Origin of the sequence: Streptomyces sp. NBC_00083 (assembly GCF_026343295.1) — a bacterium.
GTDB lineage: Bacteria > Actinomycetota > Actinomycetes > Streptomycetales > Streptomycetaceae > Streptomyces.
In genome coordinates this window covers 45,112-68,819 of the sequence record NZ_JAPELY010000003.1, presented here as the reverse complement: position 1 = coordinate 68,819, position 23,708 = coordinate 45,112, and the positions used below count along the sequence as shown (strand labels likewise).

The 23,708-nt window shown below is 73.4% G+C and carries 15 protein-coding genes; 6 read left to right on the top strand and 9 right to left on the bottom strand.

The window, feature by feature from the left end:
- Positions 1–46: 46 nt before the first annotated feature.
- On the bottom strand, positions 47–760 hold the full coding sequence (locus OOJ98_RS24210) for a GntR family transcriptional regulator (RefSeq protein ID WP_267058216.1): 714 nt from the start codon (positions 758–760) through the stop codon (positions 47–49).
- 154 nt (positions 761–914) lie between these two features.
- Between OOJ98_RS24210 and OOJ98_RS24205 the strand changes: the two genes are divergently transcribed.
- Together OOJ98_RS24205 and OOJ98_RS24200 are read left to right on the top strand one after the other, a co-directional pair.
- Complete coding sequence (locus OOJ98_RS24205) at positions 915–1,763, top strand: (2Fe-2S)-binding protein (protein ID WP_267057124.1); 849 nt, start codon at positions 915–917, stop codon at positions 1,761–1,763.
- 194 nt (positions 1,764–1,957) lie between these two features.
- Positions 1,958–3,031: a DUF2637 domain-containing protein gene (locus tag OOJ98_RS24200; RefSeq protein ID WP_267057123.1), complete on the top strand. Its 1,074-nt coding sequence runs from the start codon at positions 1,958–1,960 to the stop codon at positions 3,029–3,031.
- A gap of 17 nt (positions 3,032–3,048) precedes the next feature.
- Here OOJ98_RS24200 and OOJ98_RS24195 read toward each other — a convergent pair whose 3' ends face one another.
- From OOJ98_RS24195 to OOJ98_RS24175, 5 genes are all read right to left on the bottom strand, one after another.
- Positions 3,049–3,420, bottom strand: coding sequence for an ATP-binding protein (locus OOJ98_RS24195; protein WP_323177931.1), 372 nt, complete (start codon positions 3,418–3,420; stop codon positions 3,049–3,051).
- Between the two features lie 1,063 nt (positions 3,421–4,483).
- Complete coding sequence (locus OOJ98_RS24190; RefSeq protein WP_267057121.1) at positions 4,484–6,388, bottom strand: serine/threonine-protein kinase; 1,905 nt, start codon at positions 6,386–6,388, stop codon at positions 4,484–4,486.
- A gap of 146 nt (positions 6,389–6,534) precedes the next feature.
- Positions 6,535–8,277 carry a pyruvate dehydrogenase gene (locus OOJ98_RS24185; RefSeq protein ID WP_267057120.1) on the bottom strand — a complete coding sequence of 581 codons (1,743 nt, stop codon included), beginning with the start codon at positions 8,275–8,277 and terminating at the stop codon, positions 6,535–6,537.
- A gap of 27 nt (positions 8,278–8,304) precedes the next feature.
- On the bottom strand, positions 8,305–10,218 hold the full coding sequence (locus tag OOJ98_RS24180) for a protein phosphatase 2C domain-containing protein (protein ID WP_267057119.1): 1,914 nt from the start codon (positions 10,216–10,218) through the stop codon (positions 8,305–8,307).
- Between the two features lie 144 nt (positions 10,219–10,362).
- Positions 10,363–14,145 carry a S8 family serine peptidase gene (locus OOJ98_RS24175; RefSeq protein WP_267057118.1) on the bottom strand — a complete coding sequence of 1,261 codons (3,783 nt, stop codon included), beginning with the start codon at positions 14,143–14,145 and terminating at the stop codon, positions 10,363–10,365.
- Between the two features lie 192 nt (positions 14,146–14,337).
- Between OOJ98_RS24175 and OOJ98_RS24170 the strand changes: the two genes are divergently transcribed.
- From OOJ98_RS24170 to OOJ98_RS24155, 4 genes are all read left to right on the top strand, one after another.
- Positions 14,338–15,318, top strand: a complete 981-nt coding sequence (locus OOJ98_RS24170; RefSeq protein WP_267058215.1) for a helix-turn-helix domain-containing protein — start codon at positions 14,338–14,340, stop codon at positions 15,316–15,318.
- A gap of 92 nt (positions 15,319–15,410) precedes the next feature.
- A complete protein-coding gene (locus tag OOJ98_RS24165) occupies positions 15,411–15,893 on the top strand; it encodes a DUF456 domain-containing protein (protein WP_267057117.1) in 483 nt (160 codons plus the stop codon).
- An 18-nt stretch (positions 15,894–15,911) separates the two neighbouring features.
- The gene (locus OOJ98_RS24160) at positions 15,912–16,280 is read left to right on the top strand and encodes a PPOX class F420-dependent oxidoreductase (RefSeq protein ID WP_267057116.1); all 369 of its coding nucleotides are present in this window, start codon (positions 15,912–15,914) and stop codon (positions 16,278–16,280) included.
- A 152-nt stretch (positions 16,281–16,432) separates the two neighbouring features.
- A complete protein-coding gene (locus OOJ98_RS24155) occupies positions 16,433–18,736 on the top strand; it encodes a VCBS repeat-containing protein (RefSeq protein WP_267057115.1) in 2,304 nt (767 codons plus the stop codon).
- Between the two features lie 77 nt (positions 18,737–18,813).
- Here OOJ98_RS24155 and asnB read toward each other — a convergent pair whose 3' ends face one another.
- The 3 genes from asnB to OOJ98_RS24140 form a co-directional block, all read right to left on the bottom strand.
- Entirely contained in the window at positions 18,814–20,655 is a 1,842-nt protein-coding gene (asnB, locus tag OOJ98_RS24150; protein ID WP_267057114.1) for an asparagine synthase (glutamine-hydrolyzing), read from the bottom strand.
- Between the two features lie 217 nt (positions 20,656–20,872).
- Complete coding sequence (locus OOJ98_RS24145) at positions 20,873–21,973, bottom strand: calcium:proton antiporter (protein WP_267057113.1); 1,101 nt, start codon at positions 21,971–21,973, stop codon at positions 20,873–20,875.
- A gap of 42 nt (positions 21,974–22,015) precedes the next feature.
- Positions 22,016–23,389, bottom strand: coding sequence for a bifunctional transcriptional activator/DNA repair enzyme AdaA (locus tag OOJ98_RS24140; protein WP_267058214.1), 1,374 nt, complete (start codon positions 23,387–23,389; stop codon positions 22,016–22,018).
- Between the last annotated feature and the right edge of the window lie 319 nt (positions 23,390–23,708).

Genomic DNA, 23,708 nt, shown 5'->3' with positions numbered 1-23,708 from the left:
ATCGCCTGGCCCGCAAGGGAGTTGAGCCAGCCCGGGGCGGTACGGCTCAGAGCGCCGAGCCGGTGAAGTGTTCCCGTACGAGGGTCTGGACGACCGCCAGGTTCTGGGCGCACAGGGCGTCCAGGAGTGCCAGGTGCTCGGCCGCGTCGGCCACGAGGTCGGCGCGGCGGGCGACCGGCGCCGCGGTCAGCGGCCACTGGGAGCGCCGGTGCAGGTCGTCGGCGACCTGCACCAGCTGTTGGTTGCCCGAGAGGGCGAGGACGGCCCGGTGGAAAGCGCGGTCGCACTCGGCGTATCCGGCCCGGTCGCCGGTGGCGGCGGCCTCGGTGGTGGCCTCGGCGAGCGGGCGCAGCTCCGCCCAGCGGGCCGCCGGCACACTGCGGGCGAGCCGCATCATCACCGGCACCTCGATCATGGCGCGCACCTCGGCCAGCTCGGCGAGCTCGCGGGCGCTGCGCTCGGTGACCCGGAAGCCCCGGTTGGGCACGACCTCGACGGCGCCCTCGATGCTGAGCTGCTGCATCGCCTCGCGCACGGGCGTCGCGGAGACCCCGAACCGCTCCCCCAGCGCCGGCGCCGAGTACACCTCGCCGGGCACGAGCTCGCCGTCTACCAGGGCGGTGCGCAGCGCGGCGAGGATCTGGCCGCGCACGGAGTGACGGTGGACGGCGCGGGGCGGGGGCGGCTCGCTGTGGGTGTGCTCGCCGCGCGCGTCGCTCCTGGTCTGGCCGGGGACGCGGGGTGACCCGGACGGAGGCATCGCCGCCTCCCGCGCTCTGCCCTGCTCCACCCCGGCCTCCTACGGCTCCGCCTGCCCCCCACAGACCATAGGCGGACAAAGCGCGAGTTCAAACATCGCATCGATCGGATAAGGTAAGCCTTACCTGTCAACGATCGTGATTCGGTGGTCCCGTATGACCGTCTCCACCTTGCTGCCCCGTCCGCTGCCGAGCCCCGTGGCCGACTCCTACGCCCGGCTCGCCGAGGTGTTCTCCGGCCTGGGCATCAGGGAGCTGGCCGGGGCGGAGCAGGCGCCGCGGGGCGCGGGATGGGTCGGCGCGGCGGAGCTCGCGGAGGGCGGCGCGGCCCTCGACACGTTCCTGGCCTGGGACAACGCCCAGGTCGTCCGGGACTACGGCCACCAGGCCCGCCCCGACGTCATCGCGTCCTTCGGCTTCCACCGCTACGCCTGGCCGGCCTGCCTCCTCGTGACCGTGCCCTGGTTCCTGCACCGGCGGGTGCCGCGGATCCCGGTCGCCGACGTGGCGTTCCAGCGGACGCTGGGCCGGATGACCGTACGGGTGCGGGAATTCGCCTGTCTGCCCGGTGACCCGGCTGCGGCGCTGCCCGGCGCCCGTGTCGTACGGGACGAGGAGGCGCTGCGGGGCGAGGTGCGGGCCGCGGTGGCGGAACATCTCGCGCCGGTGCTCGACGGCTTCGGGCCGCGCATGCGGCGCGGCAAGCGGGCCCTGTGGGGCATGGCGACGGACGAGATCGTCGAGGGGCTCTGGTACGTCGGCGCGCTGCTCGGCGAGGAGTCGCGCGCGATGGCCGAACTCGACGCGCTGCTCCCCGGCACCACGAAGCCGTACGTGGGCACCCCCGGCTTCCGCGAGCTGACCGCGCCCGACGGCCGCCCCCTGCCGACCCGGGACCGCGCGAGCTGCTGCTTCTTCTACACGATCCGCCCCGAGGAAACGTGCGTCACGTGTCCGCGCACCTGCGACGCCGACCGGGTGCAGCGGCTCAGCGCGGCATCCTGACTCCATGCCACCCGTCCGGGTGAGCACCGGTCGAACCCAACTGGCGCTCAGGGAACGGGGGTTCGAGCCAAGACCCCCTATCCGACCCCCCTCGGACTCCGTTGGCGTCCTCTTGCCCCGAAACCCCCTTGCCGGCCGGTACGGCTGGAGCAGTATGGCGGCCGATACGCCCTACGCGATGCAAGGGACACCGCATGCGACTGACCGACATATCGCTGGACTGGCTGCTTCCGGGCGGCGTGATGATCGTGGGGGTCGTTGTGGCTCTGGTAGTGCTCGCGCGCGGCAAGCGCGCCAGTGACGGCGCGTCCGGCGAGGACTCCTGGGAGCGCAGCGAGGAGCGCCGCAGAAGGAAGGAGGCGGTGTACGGCACCGCGTCCTACGTACTCCTCTTCTGCTGCGCGGCGGTGGCCGCCGCGCTCTCCTTCCACGGTCTGGTCGGCTTCGGCCGGCAGAACCTCAACCTGACGGACGGCTGGGAGTACCTGGTCCCGTTCGGCCTCGACGGCGCGGCCATGTTCTGCTCCGTGCTCGCGGTGCGGGAGGCGAGCCACGGTGACGCGGCGCTCGGATCCCGGTTGCTGGTGTGGACGTTCGCGGGCGCGGCGGCCTGGTTCAACTGGGTGCACGCGCCGCGCGGCATGGCCCACGCGGGCGCCCCGCAGTTCTTCGCCGGGATGTCGCTGTCGGCGGCGGTGCTCTTCGACCGCGCCCTGAAGCAGACCCGCCGGGCGGCCCTGCGGGAACAGGGCCTGGTTCCGAGGCCGTTGCCGCAGATCCGCATCGTGCGGTGGCTGCGGGCCCCGAGGGAGACCTTCGGCGCCTGGTCGCTGATGCTCCTCGAGGGCGTACGCACCCTGGACGAGGCGGTCGACGAGGTCCGCGAGGACAAGCGCACCAAGGAGGAGAACAAGCTCCGCAGGCGGGACCAGGAGAAGCTGGACCGGGCGCACTTCAAGGCGCTCAGCCGGCAGAACCGGGCCTGGGGCCGCGGCAGGGGCGGCGGCCGTCAGGTCGACGTCCAGGGGATCGGCCCGGGGCCGGGCTCCGCGCAGCCCAAGGCTGTCGCGGAGCCGGCCATAGCGGAGCCCGGACAACTGCCCCTGCGCAACCGGCCCTCCCTGCAAGCCGTCGGAACCACCGACCCAGCGGCGGCCGGCCCGGCGTCCAGGGCCGTGGACCTCACCGCCGAGGACGACACCCAGGCCCTTCCCCGGCTCGACTCCCTGGAGCGCAAACTGAAGGACCTTGAGCAGCAGTTCGGATAGCCGCGGCGGCGCCGCGCCTAACACCGGGGTGGCGCCGCGCCGTCGAGTTCGAACCAGACGATCTTTCCGCGGTCGTGTTCGCGCACGCCCCAGGAGTCGGCCAGCGCCTCCACGAGGAGCAGGCCCCTGCCGTGCGTGCCGTCGCCGGTCGTCGGCCGGTACGGCGTGGGCAGTTCGGCCACGAAGTCCTTCACCTCGACGCGGAGGCCGGACTCCCTGACCACGGCCGTGACCACGGCGCCCCGGTCGGTGTGGATGAGGGCATTGGTGACCAGTTCGCTGGTGAGCAGCTCCGCCACGTCCGCCGTGTCCGCGTGCGGCGACGACGCGAGGAGTTCCCGCAGCCCGCGGCGGATGTCCCGCACGGCCGCCAGGTCCCCCTGCCCCACTCTCCTGCACAGCAGACGCCGGTCCCCCTGCTGCGCATCAGGTGTCCGGACGGGCCCGCTCCCCGCGGGACCGAATCCTGCCTGATGCCCTGTCATAACCCCCACCTGCACGGTGTGACGACCTTCTTTCCCTCGAACACGCACACGGGATGCATGCCCCGCCTGGCCACGGTCACTCATCGTGATTCCGCGACAACCGAAAGGACATGCTCCGCGGTTTCCCGCCGGGAGACCTGCCGGAACGCCAACTGCCGTCACGCACACGGGGGTTGACCGACTCGTGCGCCCGTCCATGCGCCCCGCGCGACCCACCGTCCGGAGGCCCTCTCCGCTCGGCGCTTGGCATGCGCCGGTCGAGCCGGCGCGCCCCCACGAGCCCGTTGACGCCCGTGGGCCCGTCGTTCGACGCCGGTGGGCGGCGCGGCCGCGCCGGGCCGAGGGGGCGGTTCCGGATTCGAGGGCGGGCGCCGGGACCGTGTGGAGGGCGAGGGGACGCTGCGGGCGGCGGCTCCGGTCTCCCCGCGGGGAGCCGGGCTCGGGGGCGGCGGCGCTGGTGAACGCCTCGGCCCTGCCCCTCCGCGGCGCGTTCCCGCAGGCGACGCAAGCGCCCGTGCGGCGGCGCGGCCGACCGCCGGACACCGGGTGACCGCGCTGTGGATCCGCCCGGCGCCCGGCGGGGCGCCACCGCACCGGACCGGCCGCCCCCGAAGCCACCGCGACCGCCGCGCATCCGCCCAAGTGCGGAGGGGCCGCTGCCGATGTCGGCGTACTCGACGACCAGCCGGTGCACACGGTGCTGGACGGCGCGGTGGGGCCGGAGCCCGCGGGTGAGGAGCGCGACCCGGCACGGCGGGCGCTCAGGGGCCCCGGCCCCGGCGCCGTGCCCCCGCCCCCGGCGCGTACAGCCGCCCGTACCGCGCCCCCGACCGCTTGCGGAGGACGGTGCTGCTGCATCGGTCCCACGACATTCCGCACGGTCCGCGGGCCGGACGCGCGCACCGCCGGGTGCGCGCGGCGTAGACCCGCGTACGCACGGCGGCAGACGGCCGCCCGTCCGGACGGATCAGTAGGGCACCGTGTCGCACGTGGTCTTCGCCCACGCGGACGCGCCGTACTTGTTGGCCGCGCGCACCGTGACACAGATCTCGTCGCCCGAGTAGGGGCCGTTGATCGTGTAGTCGAGGCCGCCGGTGGAGAGCACGGTGTCCACGTTCTTCTTCGTGAAGTTGCTGCCCTTGTTGGTGTAGTGGATGTCGTAGCGGGTGGCGCCGGAGACCGCGGGCCAGCTCGCGGCGATCGGCATGGAGCACGCGCCGACGCAGGAGTTGGCGTACGTCAGGCTGTAGGCGGTCATGGCGGGCGGCGGGGACCCGGCGGTGGACCCGGACGAGCCCGAGCTGCCGGAGCTTCCGCCCGATCCGGTGCGGCCACCGGAACCGGAACCGGAACCGCCGGCCGCTCCCCCGCCGGCGCCCTTCGTCGAGCCACCGGCCGCCGCGTTGGCGCCGCCGTCCCCGGTCCCGGGCGCCGAACCGCCGCCGTTGTTCTGGGCGTTCTGCCCGCCCGCGCCGCCGATGGCGGCGCCGCCCTTGCCGTCCTGCCCCTGCGGGTCGCCCTTGGCCGGATCGCTCGCCGCGGTCGAGGGTGAACTGCTCGCCGGTGCGGGCGAGTTGCTCGCCAGAGGCGTGGCGCTGACGCCGGGACCTGCACTCGCGCCCGCACTGGCATGCACGCTCGCGCTGCTGCTCGGCGTCTTGGCGCGCGCCTCGCTCCCGCCGTCGCTCGCGAAGGGCTGGAGCACGGCGACCGTGCCGCCGCCGACGGTGAGCACCGCGATGACGGGGAGCACGACGAGCCGGCGCCTGCGGCGGGGCTTCTCCTCGGGCTCGCGCGCCGTGACCGTGCCGTCCCCCGCGAGGCCGTCCCCCGCCATCCCTTCGGGCAGCGTGGTCCCGGGCCGCAGGCCGATGGTCGCCCGGTCCACGGGCTCCTCCCGCAGGGGCTTGGCCTCCGCGTCGAGCAGCCGCGCGGACTGCTGGGCGATGCGCGCCACGACTCCGGCGGGCAGCCAGGCGCCGCGCGCCGAGCTCGGACGCGGGCGCTCCGGGTCCGCCAACAACGCCTCCACACTGGGGCGTTGAGCGATGTCCTTGGCCAGACACCGGGTGATGAAGGCGCGCAGCGCCTCGTCCTCGACGCCCGACAGGTCGGGCTCGCCCTCCACGATCTGGAACATCACGGCGTGCTGGTTGCTGGCCCCCTGCCCGAACGGGAGCTGTCCGGTCGCCGCGTAGGTGAGCACGCATCCGAGGGTGAACACATCGCTCTCGACCCCGGCGCTCTGGCCGCGCACCTGCTCCGGCGACATGAAGCCGGGTGAGCCGACCGCCATCCCCGTACTGGTCAGCAGGGACTCCACGGAGGTTTCCAGGGCCCGCGCGATCCCGAAGTCGATGACCTTGGTGCCGTCCACGGTGAGCATGACGTTGGACGGTTTCAGGTCGCGGTGCACGATCCCCGCGCCGTGGATGTCCTTGAGCGCCTTCAACAGCCCCTCGGCGAGGGCGTACAGGGACGCGGCGGGCAGCGGCCCGTACCGCCGCACGATCTGTTCGAGCGAGAGCCCGGGAACGTATCCCGTCGCCACCCAGGGCGGTTCGTCACCGGGGCCCGCGTCGATGACCGGCGCGGTGTACCGCTCGCCGACCCTGCGCGCCGCGTCGATCTCGCGGCGGAACCGTGCCCGGAACTGCTCGTCGGACACGTGCTCCTCGTGCACGACCTTCACCGCGACGGTGCGCCCGCTGTCCGACCGGGCGAGGAACACCCGCCCCATTCCGCCGGCGCCGAGCCGGCCCAACAGCAGATACGGTCCGATCCGCGCGGGGTCGCTCGCCGCGAGCGGCTTGATCCCCCCGTTGACGTAATCGTCCTTCTCGCCGTGTCCGTCCCCGTTAGTACTGCTCATGATGATGTGGCTCCCCCGGCCCTTCTCGCCTGGTCATCGGCGCAACTCGGCTGAGCGTAGTCGGTGTTGGGATGCCGAGTGAAGGTGAGGACGCGCCGGACGGGCGGGGTGGTTCTGTGCGCCGGGCCGCCGCTCGGCGGCGGGCCTCAGGGCCTCGGGACGTTGCGGAGGTTGGAGCGGGCCATCTGGAGCATGCGGCCCACCCCGCCGTCCAGGACGATCTTGCCGGCGGAGAGGGCGAAGCCCGACACCATGTCGGCGCTGATCTTCGGCGGGATGGAGAGCGCGTTCGGGTCGGTGACGATGTCGACGAGCGCCGGGCCCTTGTGCTTGAAGGCGTCCTTGAGAGCGCTTCCGAGCTGCTTGGGCTTGTCGACCCGCACCCCGTACGCCCCGGCCGCCCGCGCGATCGCCGCGAAGTCGGGGTTGTGGTTGGTCGTTCCGTACGAGGGCAGCCCCGCGACCAGCATCTCCAACTCGACCATGCCGAGCGAGGAGTTGTTGAAAAGCACGATCTTCACGGGCAGGTCGTACTGGACGAGCGTCAGAAAGTCGCCCATCAGCATCGAGAACCCGCCGTCGCCCGACATCGAGACCACCTGGCGGTTCCGGTCGATGAACTGGGCGCCGATGGCCTGCGGCAGGGCGTTGGCCATGGAGCCGTGGCTGAACGAGCCGATGATGCGGCGCCTGCCGTTGGGCGAGATGTAGCGGGCGGCCCAGACGTTGCACATCCCGGTGTCGACGGTGAACACCGCGTCGTCGTCGGCGAGTTCGTCCAGGACCGAGGCCACGTACTCGGGATGGATCGGGACGTGCTTCTCGACCTTGCGGGTGTACGCCTTGACGACGCCCTCCAGCGCGTCGGCGTGCTTCTTCAGCATCTTGTCGAGGAACTTGCGGTCCGTCTTCTCCTTCACGCGCGGCGTCAGACAGCGCAGGGTCTCCTTCACGTCGCCCCACACCGCGAGGTCCAGCTTGGAGCGTCGTCCCAGGTGTTCGGGGCGTACGTCGACCTGGACGATCTTGACGTCGTCCGGCAGGAAGGCGTTGTAGGGGAAGTCGGTGCCGAGCAGGATCAGCAGGTCGCACTCGTGGGTCGCCTCGTACGCGGCGCCGTACCCGAGCAGGCCGCTCATGCCGACGTCGTACGGGTTGTCGTACTGGATCCACTCCTTGCCGCGCAGGGCATGGCCGACCGGCGCCTTGACGTGCTCGGCGAACGCCATGACCTCGGCGTGCGCGCCCGCGGTGCCGCTGCCGCAGAACAGGGTGACGCGCTTGGCCCTGTCGATGAGGGCCGCGAGCTTGTCGATCTCGATGTCGCCGGGGCGCACGGTGGGCCGGGACGTCACGAGGGCGTGGTCGATCGCCTTGTCGGGGGCGGGCGCGGAGGCGATGTCGCCGGGCAGTGCGAGGACGCTGACGCCGCCGCGGCCGATCGCGTGCTGGATCGCCGTCTGCATCACACGGGGCATCTGCTGCGGGTTGGAGATCAGCTCGCTGTAGTGGGAGCACTCCCGGAACAGCTGGTCGGGGTGGGTCTCCTGGAAGTAGCCGAGGCCGATCTCCGACGAAGGGATCTGCGAGGCGAGGGCGAGGACGGGGGCCATCGAGCGGTGCGCGTCGTACAGGCCGTTGATGAGGTGGAGGTTGCCGGGCCCGCACGACCCGGCGCACGCGGCGAGGCTGCCGGTGAGCTGGGCCTCGGCACCGGCCGCGAACGCGGCGACCTCCTCGTGCCTGACCTGCACCCAGTCGAGGCCCGGGGTGCGGCGGATGGCGTCGACGACAGGATTCAGACTGTCGCCGACGACTCCGTACAGCCGCTTGACGCCCGCGCGCCTGAGGATGTCGACGAACTGCTCCGCAACGTTCTGCTTGGCCATGGGTCCATCAACCCACGGCCCGTGCGGTTACGCCTCCCAGACCGCGACGGCCGTACGGTCGTCGGCGTACCCCTTCACCCTGAGCTGGAGGTCGGCGAGGAACTCGGCGAGCCCCGGCGGTTCCGGGCGTGCCCAGCGTTCGGCCAGCTCCTTGCCGAGGGCGCTCTCGCCGCGCAGGGGTTCGGCGAGGCCGGCGCTGCACAGCAGGAGGGCGTCGCCCGGACGGGCCACCGAGGCCCGGAAGCGGAACGGTTCGCCCGGCGGCGCCGGCGGGTCGATGTAGGGGCGGGCGGGCTCGATGGTGTTGAGGTCCATCGTCAGGCGGTCGCCCTGCGGGGTCTCGGCGGGGACGGAGCCGTAGCCGACGACCGGCGCGCCGACCGCGGCGCCCGGCTCGGGCACGGCGGGCTCGATGTCCTGCCACACGCCGCCGCGCAGCCGGAACAGGCCGCCGTGGCCGACGCCGAAGAACACCCGGGTGCGGCAGGCGGGGTCGGCCGAGAGCAGCAGGCAGCGCAGGCTCGCGGTGTACTCCTCCGGCGCCATGCCGAGTTCGCCCGCGCGGGCCCGCAGCATGCCGTAGCTGCGGTCGGTGAGCCGGTGCAGGCCCGACTTGAGGTCGCCGCGCCGGCCCGCCCTGATGTCCTCGGCGAGCCGGAGGTGGCTGCGGCCGATGGCACCGCCGATCCAGTGACAGGCGTCGGCGGCGGCGAGGTGCGCCCGGTCGCTGGTGCGCGCGCCACTGGCGACGGCCACCAGGACCAGGGCGTTCTCGCCGTTGCCGAAGCGGGCGGTGAGCAGGGCGTCGCGGCGGGGCTCGCCGCGGTAGCGCGCGGAGTCGCCGCGCGAGGAGCCGGCCCGCAGGACGTACGCGCCGTAGCGGGCGCCATCGAGCACGGTGTCGGCGACCAGTTCGTCGAGTCCGTCCGGGCGGGCGGTGGGCAGCGCGGTGGGCTCGGCGTCATAGGTGGGCGGTCCGTCACCCACGTGGCCGGTACGGGGCCGGGGCACCGGGGCGAACTGCTCCGGAGGTGCGGTCCGCGGGGGCCCGAACTGCTCGTCCGGCGCGGTCATGGGCGGGCCGGTCGCGTCGAGCGGGGGCGTGCGCAGACTCCGCGGCGCGTTGGCGACGCGCTGCTCCGCGTCGTAGCCGGGTGGCATCGGGGGCGGCGGCCCGCCCTCCGCCCAGCCGGGCGGCAGACCGGGCACGGCATCGGCCGGGGGCGGCGGAGCCGCCGGAACGGACTCCCACCACGCGGCTCCGCCGGGGGGCGCGGTGGGAGTGCCGTCGGGCCTGGCGGGTGCGGTCCCGGTGGGTGCGGTCCCGGCGGGGGGCGCGGTCGGGGCATCGGGCGGGGCGGAAGGGGCGGCGTCGCTCGGCGGGGCGGGGGTGCCGCTCTGCGGGGCGGAAGCGGTGCTGCCGGGCCGCTCTGCTGCGGTGGCCGGCGGCGGGGTGCTCCGAGCCGGGGCTACGGGGGCGGTGCCCTCGACCGGGCCCGGGGGCCGGGCCGTCCCGGCCCCGCGCGGGGCCGCAGCGGGTGGGCTCGGGGTGGCGGGTGGCGTGTCCGGGGCCCGGTTCGGGTCTCCCGCGGTCGGTACCGGCTCCGTGCCGCCCGTTGCCTCCCGCTCCCGGCCGCCCGGGGCCGGGGCCGGGGCGGACATCGGGCCCTCGGCGGGAGCGCCGTTCGGGGCTGCCCGGGGCGGGTCGGACACCGGGCCCGGTCCCGGAGGCGCGGCTCCCGGGCCGGGCGGCACCGAGTCCTGCGAGGGCGGCGTGGCAGTCTGCGCCGGCCCGGTCCGGCCCACCGTGCCCGACGCCGAGTCGAAGCGGTCGTCGAGGGTGTCGCCCGAACCGTCGGGCCCGGCGTCCGGGGCCGACTCGTCGTACAGCCGGTTCCACCAGTCGTCGTCCCGGGTCTGCCTCTCCCCCTGCTGGCTCATGCCCTTATTGTCCACCGCCGGAGGCATCCGAAAACGGGGCATCGGGAAAATGTGCTCAACGGACAAGTGCGGCAGGAGGAGTCGAGAGTCCGCCGGGCGCCCCCACCCCCCACGGGAGGGACACCCGGCGGACCATTCGCGTGGCTAACGCACCGAGTAGGCGTCCACCACGGTCTGGGTGACCGAGTTGCCGTTGGCGTCGGTCAGTTCGGCCTTCAGGGTCACGTCCTTGCCGGCGGCGCCCGCGTGGTTCACGGTCGCCGTCCAACTGCCGCCCTGATGGCTGGACTTGGCCTCGGTCCAGGTCGTGCCGCCGTCGTAGGAGTACGACAGCGCGGCCGACACGAGGGCGGCCGGGGTGTAGCCGGCGTGGCCCGTGACGGAGAGCGCGATCTTCTGGCCGTCGGCCGGGGGCACCGTCTTGAGGCCGTCCTGCGCCACCCCGTAGTGGGGGAAGAGCAGCGGAATCGCCTGGGAGAACGCGCTCTCGTCGAGGTGCGAGCGGAACTTCCAGCTCGTCACGACCTCCTGAGAGCGCTTCCACACCGCTGCGGACGGCCCGATCTTCTGGTTGTCGCTGACGAGTTCGTACGCCGCGTCGTCCGCGGGGACGGTGAACACCCCCGAGGGCCAGCCGCTGCTGTCGTAGTCCTCGCCGTTGCGCCGCAGGAGCAGGGAGCCGATGTCGCCGAACGAGCCCGGCTGCGCGCTGTGCTGGGTGTCGCCCCACATGCCGGGGGCGAAGCCCATCAGGTTGCCCTGGCGCTCGGCGGCGAGCAGGGGCCTGCCCGTGGCGTCGCGCCCGGCGTCGGGGCCGACCACGCCGTCGTACCAGCTCTCCTTGGTCTCCTTGCCCGGCCGGTACGCCGTGGCCGGGGCGAGCATGAACTCGCCGAAGGGGAAGCTGGACGAGACGAAGTGGTCCCAGGTGGTGCCGCCCGCGGTGTAGTACTCGGTGCGGGTGGAGGGCACGGCCACCAGGTCGATGCCGGAGACGCCGATCGGGTCGCCGCCGACGGGGCGGTGGGCGCTCACGCCGTCGACGAAGTCGGCCGGCACGCCCATCGAGTGGTACGTGGAGACGTTGCGGCCCAGCTGTCCGTCGCGCACCCGGTAGGTGCGGTCCGAGCCGATGCCGCCGTCCTCCTGGAAGCCCAGGTTGTAGACATAGCCGCTCTTGGCCGTCGCCTTCCAGGCGAGGGTGACCGGGCCGTGCGCCAGCCGGGCCGCGAGGTCCGACGCCTCGGTCGCCTCGATGGCGAGGGTGGGCAGCGGGCCTCCGGCGAAGCCGTACGACGGCAGCCAGCGGCCGTTCGAGGGGCGGTGCACGGCGAGCGCCGTGGCGCCCGCCGCCTTGGCGTCCCTGGCGAGGGTGGCGAGCGAGTCGGGGTCGTCCGGCACCGCGACGAAGGCGATCTTCCCGCCGACCCCCGCGGCCTTGAGCTCGTCCGGGGTGCCCCGGCCCGCGTCGACGAGCGGCGCGCTGCCGGTGCCGTCGAGGTTGTCGGAGCCGACGCTCGCGGTGAGCGGGTGCAGCGCGGGCCCGCCGGTCACGGCGAGCTTCTCGAACTGCGGGGCGTACGCCCGCCAGTAGCTGCCGAACTCGAAGTCGCCGGTGCGGGCGCCGCCCCGGACGTCCGCGTAGTAGTCGTCGATCAGCCGGGATCCGGTGATCGAGCCCGAGTGGAGCCACTGGCCGCCCCAGGAGCGGGCGAAGCCGAGGGTCGTGGTGCGGACCTCGCTCGGCCGGTCGGTCCGCACCGAGAGCCGGTGCGCGGCACGGGCGTCCAGGACGAGGGTGGTGTCCTTCTTCAGGTCGAGCTGCGGTCGGCCGAGGTAGCTGACCGAGCCGACGTTCGCGCCGGTGGCGTCGCCGGGGTCGGCGGAGGTGACGAAGGAGGACACGAAGTACGCGCCGGGGCGCAGCCGGTAGAGCTGGTCGGTGGCGCCCTCGTTGAAGCGGCGCTCGCCGGTGGCGGTGTCGGTGCCGATGACGTCGAGGGAGGAGGCGCCCGCGGCGGGCCTGCCCTGGCGGTCGACGAGCTTGACGCGCAGGGTGACGGTCTCGGGCTCGACGTACAGCGAGAAGGGGGTGGAGACCTTGACGCCGTGCGCGGTGGCGAGCACGCGGCCGGTGACGTCTCCGTACTGGGCGGCCTTGAGGCGGGCGCCGGGGTCGATGGTGAGCGGCACCTTGACGGTGGCGCCGGCCGGGACGGTCACGGAGCGCGAACGCAGCGCGACCACAGCGGAGTTGACGGCGGAGCCGTCGTTGCCGGTGACCCCCGCGACCTTGAGGTCGAGTGTCACGGGGCGGTCGGAGGCGTTGGTGTAGGGCACGGTGACGGTGGTGCGGTCGCTCTTGTCCTGCGGCCAGTCGAAGGTGCCGGCCTGGACGGCGGGCGCGCCGATGACGGTCTCGTCGACGGCGGCCTCGACGTCGAGCCGGCCGCCGCCGGTCTCGCGCACGTCACCGGGGACGGCGCTGTCGGCGGACGAGACGAGCGCGGCCTTGATCTGCTGCGCGGTCCAGTCGGGGTGGCGCTGCTTGACGATGGCGGCGGCGCCCGCGACGTGCGGGGTGGCCATGGAGGTGCCGGACATGGACTGGTACGCGTAGACGCCCCGGCCGCCGGCGTTGGCGGCGAGGATGTCGACGCCGGGCGCGCTGATCTCCGGCTTGAGGGTGTGGGTGAAGGGCGCGGGGCCGCGGCTGGAGAAGCTCGCGGTGGCATCGTCGTGGTCGACGGCGCCGACGGTCAGGACGGCGGGTGCGCAGCCGGGCGAGGACACGGTGTTCAGGCTCGGGCCCGAGTTGCCGGCCGCGACGACGAACAGGGTGTGGTCGGCGTCGGTGGCGAGTTGTTGCGCGGCGACGCTCATCGGGTCGGTGCAGTCGGTCGGCACGGGGCTGCCGAGCGACATCGAGACGACGTCGGCCTTGTTGTCGACGGCCCACTGCATGCCGGCGATGATCCACGAACTGTCGCCCGAGCCCGAGTCGTTGAGGACCTTGCCGACGAGGAGGCCGGTGCCGGGCGCGATGCCCTTCTCCTTGCCGCCGCTCGCCGCGCCCGAGCCGCCCACCGTCGATGTGGTGTGAGTGCCGTGGCCCTGGCGGTCTTCGGTGTCGGGCGAGTCGGTGAAGTTCTCGGAGGCCACGATGCGGCCCTTGAGGTCGGGGTGTTCGGCGTCGACGCCGGTGTCGAGGACGGCGACCTTGGTTCCCTTGCCGTCGTATCCGGCGGCCTGCGCGAGGTCGGCGCGGATCTGCCGCGACGACTGGGCGAGGGAGGCGGTCACCTTCCGGTCGAGCCACAGCTTCTTGATGCCGGCGGACGCCGACCGGGTGCGGGAGGCATTGACGTCCGCCCACATCTGCGCGGCCTTCGTCTTGTCGGCGCTCAGGGCGCGGCCGTGCACGGCGGGCAGGTCGAGCCCGGCCCTGGTGCCGCGCGGCACGGCCGGGGCCGCCGACCTGGCCGCGGCGCTGCCGTAGACGGCGATCAGCGGGATCGTCTTGGAGTGCGCGTCGTCGTAGCCCTGGCGGATGAGCCCGGCCACGTTGAACAGTTCCTGGTCGACGGTGCCGGCGGCGAGCGCCGGGGCCGCGTCGTCCGGGTAGACGTACAGCTCCTTGCCCACCTGCCGGGTCTGGACGAGCGGTACGGAGCCGTCGTCGCGCGGCAGGGCGGTGACGCCTGTGGGGGTGCCGGAGGCGTCCCGGCCCACCACCACCTTGTCGCCGGTGACGAGTGTGACGGTGGCGGGTGTTCCCGTGCTGCTCGCGGCGGTGCCGACGAGCGGTCTCTTGGCGGTGTCCGCCGTGCCGTCGCCTCGTGGCGCTGCCACGGACGGCGCCACCGCGGTGACGGCGAGGGCGGCGGCGGTCGCCACCCCCAGAGCCGTACGCGATATCGGGCGCATCGCTCTCCCCAGATGATTCCGGAACAAAAGACACGCGTGCCCGAAGAGCACAAATGCCCTGCGCCCGGAGGCTGTTGGTGCTGCGGTGGCTCGACATTGGCAGAGCGGCGACGGATACGGCGATGATGTTGTGCGGCGGGTTTGTGCCGGGGCGGTTTCCCGCCATCGCGCAGGTGAGGAAGGCGGTCCGTGGTGCTGGGAGCGATAGGTCTCGACGAGACCCAGGAGTCGGCGTACCGCGCCCTGGTCGCGGTGGGGGCGGCCGAGGTGAGCGATCTCGCGCACCGTCTCGCGCTGCCGGAGAGCGAGACCGAGCGGGCGCTGCGCCGGCTGGAGCGTCATGGCCTGGCCGCCCAGTCGTCGGCCCGCACCGGGCGGTGGGTCGCGGCGCCGCCGGGGGTGGCGCTGGGCGCGCTGCTCACCCAGCAGCGGCACGAGCTGGAGCAGGCGGAGCTGGCGGCGGCGCTGCTCGCCACGGAGTACCGGGCCGAGGCGGCCGAACCCGCCGTGCACGACCTCGTCGAGGTGGTGACGGGGGCGAGCGCGGTGGCCCACCGCTTCCACCAGTTGCAGCTGGGCGCCGCCGACGAGGTGTGCGCGCTGGTGACGGGCACACCGGTCGCGGTGACCGGCATGGACAACGAGTCCGAGGAACGGGCGTCGAACCGCGGGGTCGTCTACCGGGTGGTGGTCGAGCGCGAGGTGCTCTCGCTGCCCGCCGGGATCGTCGAGCTGTCCGCGGCGCTCGGCCGCGACGAGCAGGTGCGCACGGTGGAGCGGGTGCCGACCAAGCTCGTCGTCGCGGACCGCACCCTCGCGATGGTGCCGCTGACCGGCCGCGGCGCCGAGCCGGCCGCGCTCGTGGTGCACGCGAGCGGGCTCCTCGAATCGCTGATGGGCCTGTTCGAGGCGGTGTGGCGGGACGCGCTGCCGCTGCGGCTCGGCGGCGGGGGGCGCGACATCGTGGAGGACGGGGCGGGCCCCGACGGGACCGACCTGGAGATCCTGTCGCTGCTGCTCGCCGGGATGACGGACGCCAGCGCCGCCAAGCAGCTGGATCTGGGCCTGCGGACCGTGCAGCGGCGGGTGAAGGGCCTGATGGAGCTCACCGGGGTGACGACCCGGCTCCAGCTGGGCTGGCACGCCTACGAGCGGGGCTGGGTCGCCCGCTGAACACCCCGGGCGGCAGCCCCCGCTGAGACCCGCGGAAGCCGCGGTCACCGCCCGGAACTGCGGGAACGGGCCGCTTCCTGCACCCTTGGCAGATGGGCGTGTGGCAGCTCCTCGCGGTCGGGGCGGTGATCCTGATGGGCCTGTGCGGTGTGCTGGTGCCCGGCATTCCGGGGCAGGCGATCGTGTGGGCGGCCGTGGCGTGGTGGGCGCTGGACGACACGACCGGGCTGGCCTGGGCCGTCCTGGCCGGGGCCACCGGCGTCCTGCTCCTGAACCAGGCGCTCCGCCCGTTCCTGCCGCCGCGCCGCTTCAAGTCGGCCGGGGTGTCCAGACGGTCGGTGCTCATCGCGGGCGCCGCGGCCGTGGCGGGGTTCTTCGTGGTGCCGGTGATCGGCGGGATCGCCGGGTTCCTCGGCGGGCTGTACGGGGCGGAACGGCTGCGCCTGGGCAGCCGTGCGAGCGGCTGGGCCTCGGCCCGTACGACCCTGCGCGCGGGCGGATATTCGGTGATGGCCGAACTCTTCGCCTGCCTCCTGGTGACCGGCGCCTGGATCGGTGCGGTCGTCTGGGGCTGAGCGTGTGAGGGTGATGCCATGACCCGATTCAGCGAGGCCGAGCGCACGTACCTCAGGAGCCAGCGCCTTGGCCGGCTCGCCACCGTGGACGGGAAGGGCCAGCCGCAGGCGAACCCCGTCGGCTTCTTCCCGCAGGACGACGGCACCATCCTCATCGGCGGATACGCCCTGGGCACCACGAAGAAGTGGCGCAACCTCCAGGGCAACCCGAGGGCCGCCCTGGTGATCGACGACGTGGTGAGCGTACGTCCCTGGAAGGTGCGCGGTGTCGAGATCCGCGGCAGGGCCGAACTCCTCACCGGGCCCCACGAGTTGGGGCCGCACTTCAGCGAGGAGCTGATCCGCATCCACCCGGAGAAGATCCACAGCTGGGGCCTCGACCAGTGACCGGAAGCAGGCCCTGACCTCCCGGTTGTTAAGATTTCGTGCATCAGTTGCGGGGGGATTCCGCTGATTGTGGGGGGTTCGCGGATGGTGGGGGATTCGCGCCCTCCGGTTGCCCTCGCCTGCACACGTATCACGCAACGCCTGGAGGGCACGTGCACCATTCCGCCATACCGAGCCGGACCCGCTCCTCACGGTCGACCGGAGGATCACGCCGTCTCGTCACCGCGGCCACCGTGCTCGCCCTGGCGGTGACCGCCGGCCCGCTCGCCGCGCCCGCCCTGGCCGCCCCGGCGGTGCCCGCCGCATCCGGTGCTCGGGCCGGCTCCGCCGAGGCGCCGTTCGCCATCGCCGCCGACGCGGAGGTCCTGAGCGCGGGGCGGACCGGTTTCCTGTCCATCGCGGGGTCGGGCAGCGGACACGACGTGCTGTGGACGCGCTACGCCGACGGGAAGACGACGGTCGTGGTGAAGGACGCGCCCTCGTACGCGACGCTGCCCGCGTTCTACGGGGCCGGGTCGGACGTCGTGGCGCTGCGGGACGACTCCACCGCCGCCTCGCAGAAGGTCACCCTCCTCGACATGGCCACCGGCTCGTCGAGCGTCATCGACCTCACCCAGTACGGCTATTACTACCTGGGCGCCGTCGGTTCGCGCGTCGTCGCGTACAAGCGGACCGGCGACACCGTGGAGGCCCACGTCCTGGAGGTCGTGGACCAGAAGGTGACCGACCGCGTCGTCACCGGCCTGCCCGCGGGCACGCGGGATCTCGACGTGAAGGCGGGATCGGGCGATTTCGCCGTGCTGCGGTACACGGTCTCGGCCAACGGCGATTTCTTCGACTACACAGCGGCCGACCTCTCCTCGGCCAAGGTCATCACCGGGAACGGCATGCTGGGCGACTTCGTCGCGGGCGTCGCGGTGTCCGCCACCCACCTCGCCGTCGCCGGCGGTCTCTTCATGAGCGACACCTCGTCGTCGGTGCGGACCATGGAGCTCGGCGGGGACCAGAAGCGCTGGTCCATGGACCTCGGCCCGCAGCAGGGGGACGGGCTGGTGGGTCTGGTCGGCGGCTGGACGCTGTACGGCGAGAACCGCAGGCTCAACGAGGGCAACAGCGTCAAGGGTTCGGCCCTGCGCGCCACCCCGATCGGCGGCGGCACGGAGCGCATGGTCATGGACCACGCCAGCTCCGTCGCACCCGCCCCGGACGGCACTCTCCTGGCGGTGGGCGGCACCGCCGCCGACGGTGAGGGCCTCTACCGGATCTCCGCCGGGGCCGACGGGGCACCCGTCGCCCGCCTCCTCACGGGCACCGGCCACCCCACGAAGCTCGTCGTGGAGGAGGAGCAGGTCCCGGCGGCGGCCGACCTCGACAAGGCCCCCTGGCGGCCGAAGTGGCGGCTGACGCACAACAACGCCGATGTGACCGTCACCCTGCGCCACACCGCCTCCGGCGCGGAGCGCGAGATCGAGCTTCCGGTCGACCCCGCCACGTGGGAGTCGACCGAACCCGCCTGGCGCGAGCTGAACTGGGACGGCCTGCTCGGCCCTTCCTACGCCCCGGACCGGGCCGCCCCCAACGGCGACTACACCTGGACCCTGACCGCCAAGCCCCGCAACGGCATCGGCCCCGACCTGGTCGAGAGCGGCGCCTTCAAGGTGTCCCGCAAGGCCGCCCCGCACGACTTCACCGACAACGGCTCTCCGGACCTGCTGATCCGCAGCGGCCTGGGCGGGCTCCAGCGCAAGGACACCTACCGCGCGCCGGGCACCGGTGAGCTCAAGAGCGGCGAGGCACAGAGCATCGGCTTCGACTGGGACATCTACAACCAGGTCACGGCGGTCGGTGACGTGGCCGGCGGCCCCGGCGCCGACGTCGTGGGCCGGGACAAGGACGGCGTCCTGTGGCTCTACCTCGGCAAGGGCGACGGCACCCTCGACTCCCGGGTGCGGATCGGCGCCGGCTGGGGCGCGTACAACCAGCTCACCGGCGGTGGCGACGTCAGCGGCGACGGCCGCAGCGACCTGCTGGCCCGGGACTCCGACGGGGTGCTGTGGCTGTACAAGGGCACGGGCAACTGGCGGGCCCCGTTCGCTCCCCGCGTGAAGGCCGGCACCGGCTGGAACATGTACAACCAGGTCACGGCGGTCGGTGACGTGGCCGGCGGCCCCGGCGGTGACCTCGTGGCCCGGGACAGCGACGGCGTCCTGTGGCTCTACCTCGGCAAGGGCGACGGCACCTTCGAGAACCGGGTGCGGATCGGCACGGGCTGGGGCCAGTACAACCAGACGGTCGGGATCGGCGACTCGAACGGCGACGGAAAGGCCGACCTGTTCGTCTCGACCCCGGACGGTGACTCGTACGTCTACCGCGGCACGGGCGACTGGCGGGCGCCCTTCGCGCCGCGCGAGCTGACCGGCCTGTCCCGGGTCCGGCCCGACGAGACCATCAGCTAGGCGCGCACGGCGGCGGGGCGGGGTGGCACGCCCACCCCGCCCCGCCGTGAGGGGCGGATACGGCTCCGCCGGTCCCGTCAGGCCAGTTTCACCTCCGGCTTGTACAGGTCGAGCCAGATCGCCAGGTCGAGGGAGCGCTCAAGACCGCGGCGCGAGGCCTGGTGGATCTGCGGGGCGCTCACCTCGGCGGCCCGGCGCAGGCCTTCCCGGTCGATGAGGTCGAAGACCGGGTGCGAGGGCTGGGCCAGCAGGTCCTTGGCGTGGCCCTGGAGGGCGGTGGCGTACTTCGGGTCCTGGGTGGAGGGGTAGGGGCTCTTGACGCGGTCGTACACCGACTGCGGGATGACGTCCCTGGCCGCCTCGCGCAGCAGGCTCTTCTCGCGGCCGTCGAAGGACTTCACCGACCAGGGCGCGTTGTAGACGTACTCGACGAGGCGGTGGTCGCAGAACGGCACGCGCACTTCGAGCCCGACGGCCATACTGGCGCGGTCCTTGCGGTCGAGCAGGATGCGTACGAAGCGGGTCAGGTGGAGGTGGCTGATCTTGCGCATCCGGTACTCGAAGTCGCTCTCGCCGTCGAGGCGTTGGATACCGGCGACGGCGGTGTCGTAGGAGTCCTTGACGTAGGCGGGGACGTTGAGCGCGGCGGTCAGGTCGGGGCGCAGCAGGCCCGAGTCGTCGCCGAACTGCTCGGCGAACTTCACGAGCCAGGGGAAGGTGTCGGCGGCGCGGGCGTCCTCGTCGAAGAACTGCTTGTAGCCGCCGAAGACCTCGTCCGCCGATTCGCCGGACAGGGCGACCGTGGAGTGTTCGCGGATCGCCTTGAACAGCAGGTAGAGCGAGGCGTCCATGTCGCCGAAGCCCATGGGGATGTCGCGGGCGCGGATGACCTTGGCGCGGACCTCGGGGTCGGCGAGCGCCTGGGCGTCCAGGACGATGTCCTGGTGGATGGTGCCGGAGTTGCGGGCCACGTCGTGGACGAAGGGCGTGTCGGGGGTGGCGCGGAGTTCGTCGGCGACGAAGTTCTCCGTCTGGCCGACGAAGTCCACGGCGAAGCTGCGCACCTTCTGGTCCACCTCGCCGAGCTGGCGGGCGGCTATCGCGGTGAGCGCCGAGGAGTCGAGGCCGCCGGAGAGCAGCATGCAGCGCGGCACGTCGGCGACGAGCTGGCGCCGGACGATGTCGTCGAGCAGCTCGCGGACGTGGGCGATGCTGGTGGCGCGGTCGTCCTCGTGCGCGCGGGTCTCCAGGGACCAGTAGGTGTGGGTGCGCAGGCCGCCCCGGTCGACGGTGACGACGGTGCCGGGTTCGACCTCCTTCATGCCGTCCCACACGGCGTGGCCGGGGGTCTTGACCATGGTGAACAGCTCGCGCAGGCCGTCGAGCGAGACGGAGCGGCGGGCCAGCGGGTTGGCGAGGATCGCCTTGGGCTCGGAGCCGAAGAGCACGCCGTCGGGGGTCTCGTAGTAGTAGAAGGGCTTGATGCCCATCCGGTCGCGGATCATGACGAGGCGCTGGACGCGCTCGTCCCAGACCGCGAAGGCGTACATGCCGTTGAGGCGTTCGGCGACGGCCTCGCCCCATTCGAGGTAGCCGTGCAGGACGACCTCGGTGTCGGAGTCGGTGGTGAACCGGTGTCCGCGCGCGGCGAGTTCGGACTTGAGCTCGGTGAAGTTGTAGGCCTCGCCCGAGTAGACGAGGGCGACGGTCTTGCCGCCGGCTTCGACGGTCATGGGCTGGCGCCCGCCCGGAAGGTCGATGATCGCGAGCCGGCGGTGGCCGAGCGCGGCCGGCCCCGCGGCCCAGACCCCGCGGTCGTCGGGACCGCGGCAGTCCATCGTCTCGGTCATCGCATCCAGGGTGTCCCGCTCGGCGCGCAGTTCACGGTCGAAGGAGATCCAGCCGGTGATGCCACACATGGTGCCTCCTGCCTCGCCGCCCGGACCGGAGGGGGGACGTTCCGCCGGCCCAAGCGGATGTATTGAGCAACTACCTACCTTTCGATCGTGTGACTCGGCAGGGGGGTCCGTCAACAGGGCGGCACCCCAGGTGACTTGAAAGCATCGGCGGTCGGCCGGGAAGGGGGCGCGGCCCGGCCCCCGTCACGGGGAGCCGGGCCGCGGGGGCGCTCGGGCGTTACGGGCTGACCGCGAGCACGATGTACGCGGCGAACAGCGACAGATGGACGCCGCCCTGCATCAGCGTGGCGCGCCCCGGCACGACGGTCAGGATGCCCACCGCCACCGTCAGGGCGAGCAGCACCATGTGGCTGGCGCCGAGGCCGAGCACCAGCGGCCCGGAGAGCCAGATCGTGGCGAGCGCGACGGCCGGAATGGTGAGCCCGATACTGGCCATCGCCGAGCCGAGCGCCAGGTTGAGGCTGGTCTGGACGCGGTCGCGGCGGGCGGCGCGCACCGCGGCGATGGTCTCGGGCAGCAGCACCAGCAGCGCGATGACGACACCCACCACCGAGGCGGGCAGCCCGGCCGCGGCCACCCCTCGCTCGATGGTGGGCGACACGCCCTTGGCCAGGCCCACGACCGCGACGAGCGCGACCCCGAGCAGGGCGACGCTGATCCAGGCGGTGCGCGCGGAGGCCGGGTTGGCGTGGTCGTCGTCCCGCATCACCTCGCCCTGCTGGGTCACCGGCAGGAAGTAGTCGCGGTGGCGCACGGTCTGGGTCGCGACGAAGAGTCCGTACAGGAAGACCGAGGCGATCGCGGCGAAGATCAGCTGGGCCGGCGAGAACTCGGGGCCGGGCTTGCTGGTGGTGAAGGTGGGCAGGGCGAGGCTGAGGCCGGCGAGCGTGGTGACGGTACCGAACGCGGTGACGGTGCCCTCGGCGTTGAAGACGGTGACCCGGCGGCGCAGGGCGCCCACCAGGAGGCACACTCCGACGATGCCGTTGCAGGTGATCATCACGGCGGCGAAGACCGTGTCCCGGGCGAGCGAGGCGCTCTTGTCGCCGCCGTCCGACATCAGGGTGACGATCAGCGCGACCTCGATGACGGTGACCGCGACGGCGAGCACGAGCGAGCCGAACGGCTCGCCCACCCGGTGCGCGACCACCTCGGCGTGGTGCACCGCGGCGAGCACCGCGCCGGCCAGGAAGCAGGCGACCAGCGCCACGAGGCCGGCGGGCAGCGAGCGCCCCCAGGTGAGCGCGAGCAGCACGACGGCGAGCAGCGGCATCACCGTCGCCCAGCGGTCCAGGGGCAGGCGCGCGAGACGGATCATGCCTCTGACGTTCTCAGAAGTGGCCGGGACCCGCCCGTCGGACTACTGCGCCCTGGCCGCCGCGACGGCCAGGTGCCGCCGGGCGTAGGAGCGCCAGGGCCGCCGGGCGTCCTCCCCCGCCGCCGCCCCCACGTCGGGGTCGCCGAGGGCCCGCGTGCGGATGGCGTCGACGGTCTCCTCGTCCATGCCGGGCAGCGTCCGCAGAATCCGTACGGCCTCGTCGCGGTCGGCGCCCGCGTCGAGGCGCAGGGTGGCGTCGGCCAGGGCGGTGGCGAGGGCGGCCAGGTGCGGGTCGGGGTGGCCGGCGAGCAGGGCGGGCTCGGGGAAGAGGTGGGTGAGAGCGCCGCAGGGCGCGTCGAGCCGTTTGCCGTACGTCTCGACGAGGGCGGCGGCGCGGTGCTGTCCGGCCAGCGCGCGTACCGCGTACTCGTCGGGGTCGGCGGCGCCGGGCGAGCGCAGGCCCGGGGTCCGGGCGACGAGGGGCGCGAGGAGCGGGTCGGCGCCGAGCCGCTCGTCCACGGCGTACGGGTCGGCGTCCAGGTCGAACAGGCGGCGCAGGCGCTGTACGGCGGTGGTCAGGTCGCGCGGGTCGGTGAGGTGGATGCGGGCGTCCAGCCAGCCCTGGCGGGCCGGGGGGTGCGCGGGGGCCGCCTCGTCCACGGCCACGACGGCGGTGCCGTGGGGCAGCCGCAGCGTACGGCGGTACGTGCGGGCGCCGGGCCCGCCGGTGACCTGCTCGACGTGCTCGACGGCCTCGGCGGCCAGCAGGTCGAAGGTCTCCTTCACCGCGTACGCCCCTCGGTGGGCGAGCCGCAGCGGAATCCCGGCGGTGGTGTGGGCGCCGGGCCTCGTGGCGCGGGTGCCGGCCTCGTCGCGCAGGGCGCTGGGGGTACGGGCGTAGATCTGCCGGATCGTGTCGTTGAACTGGCGCACGCTGGCGAACCCGGCGGCGAAGGCGATCTCGGTGACGGGCAGCTCGGTGGTCTGGAGCAGCACGCGGGCGGTGTGGGCGCGCTGGGCCCTGGCGAGGGCGACCGGGCCCGCGCCGACCTCGGCGGTGAGCTGGCGCTGCACCTGGCGGGTGCTGTAGCCGAGCCGGATCGCGAGCCCCGGCACGCCCTCCCGGTCGACGACGCCGTCCCCGATCATGCGCATGGCCCGGCCCACGACGTCGGCCCGGACGTTCCACGCGGCGGAGCCGGGCACGGCGTCCGGTCGGCAGCGCCGGCAGGCCCGGAAGCCGTTGCCCTGGGCGGCGGCGGCGCTGGGGAAGAACCGGACGTTCTTGCGGCGGGGAGTGACGGCGGGGCAGCTCGGGCGGCAGTAGATGCCGGTCGTCGCCACGGCGAAGAAGAACTCCCCGTCGAACCGGGCGTCCCTGCTGCTGACTGCCTCGTACTGAGCGTCTTGGTCCATCACGGGTCCCATTGTGCGGGGCCCCCTCCGCGCACGCTGGCGGCTTTCGGACACCCTGTTCCCCCGCGGACGGGCTGAGATGGCCTGAACTGGGCATGCCGCCCAGGCCGGCCCACCTGGGGGCGCGGAGAACTGCGCGGGAGGTGGGCACGGTCCGCAGGGGCAGGCGGGGTTGCCTGGGGCTCCGCCCCAGACCCCGTATCGCGCCTGAAGGCCGCTCGTCCTCAAACGCCGGACAGGCTGAAGATGCTCGGGGTCAGCACCCTGCCAAGACCAACCCCGCCAGGGGCGCGGGGAACTGCGCGAGACGCGGGCACGG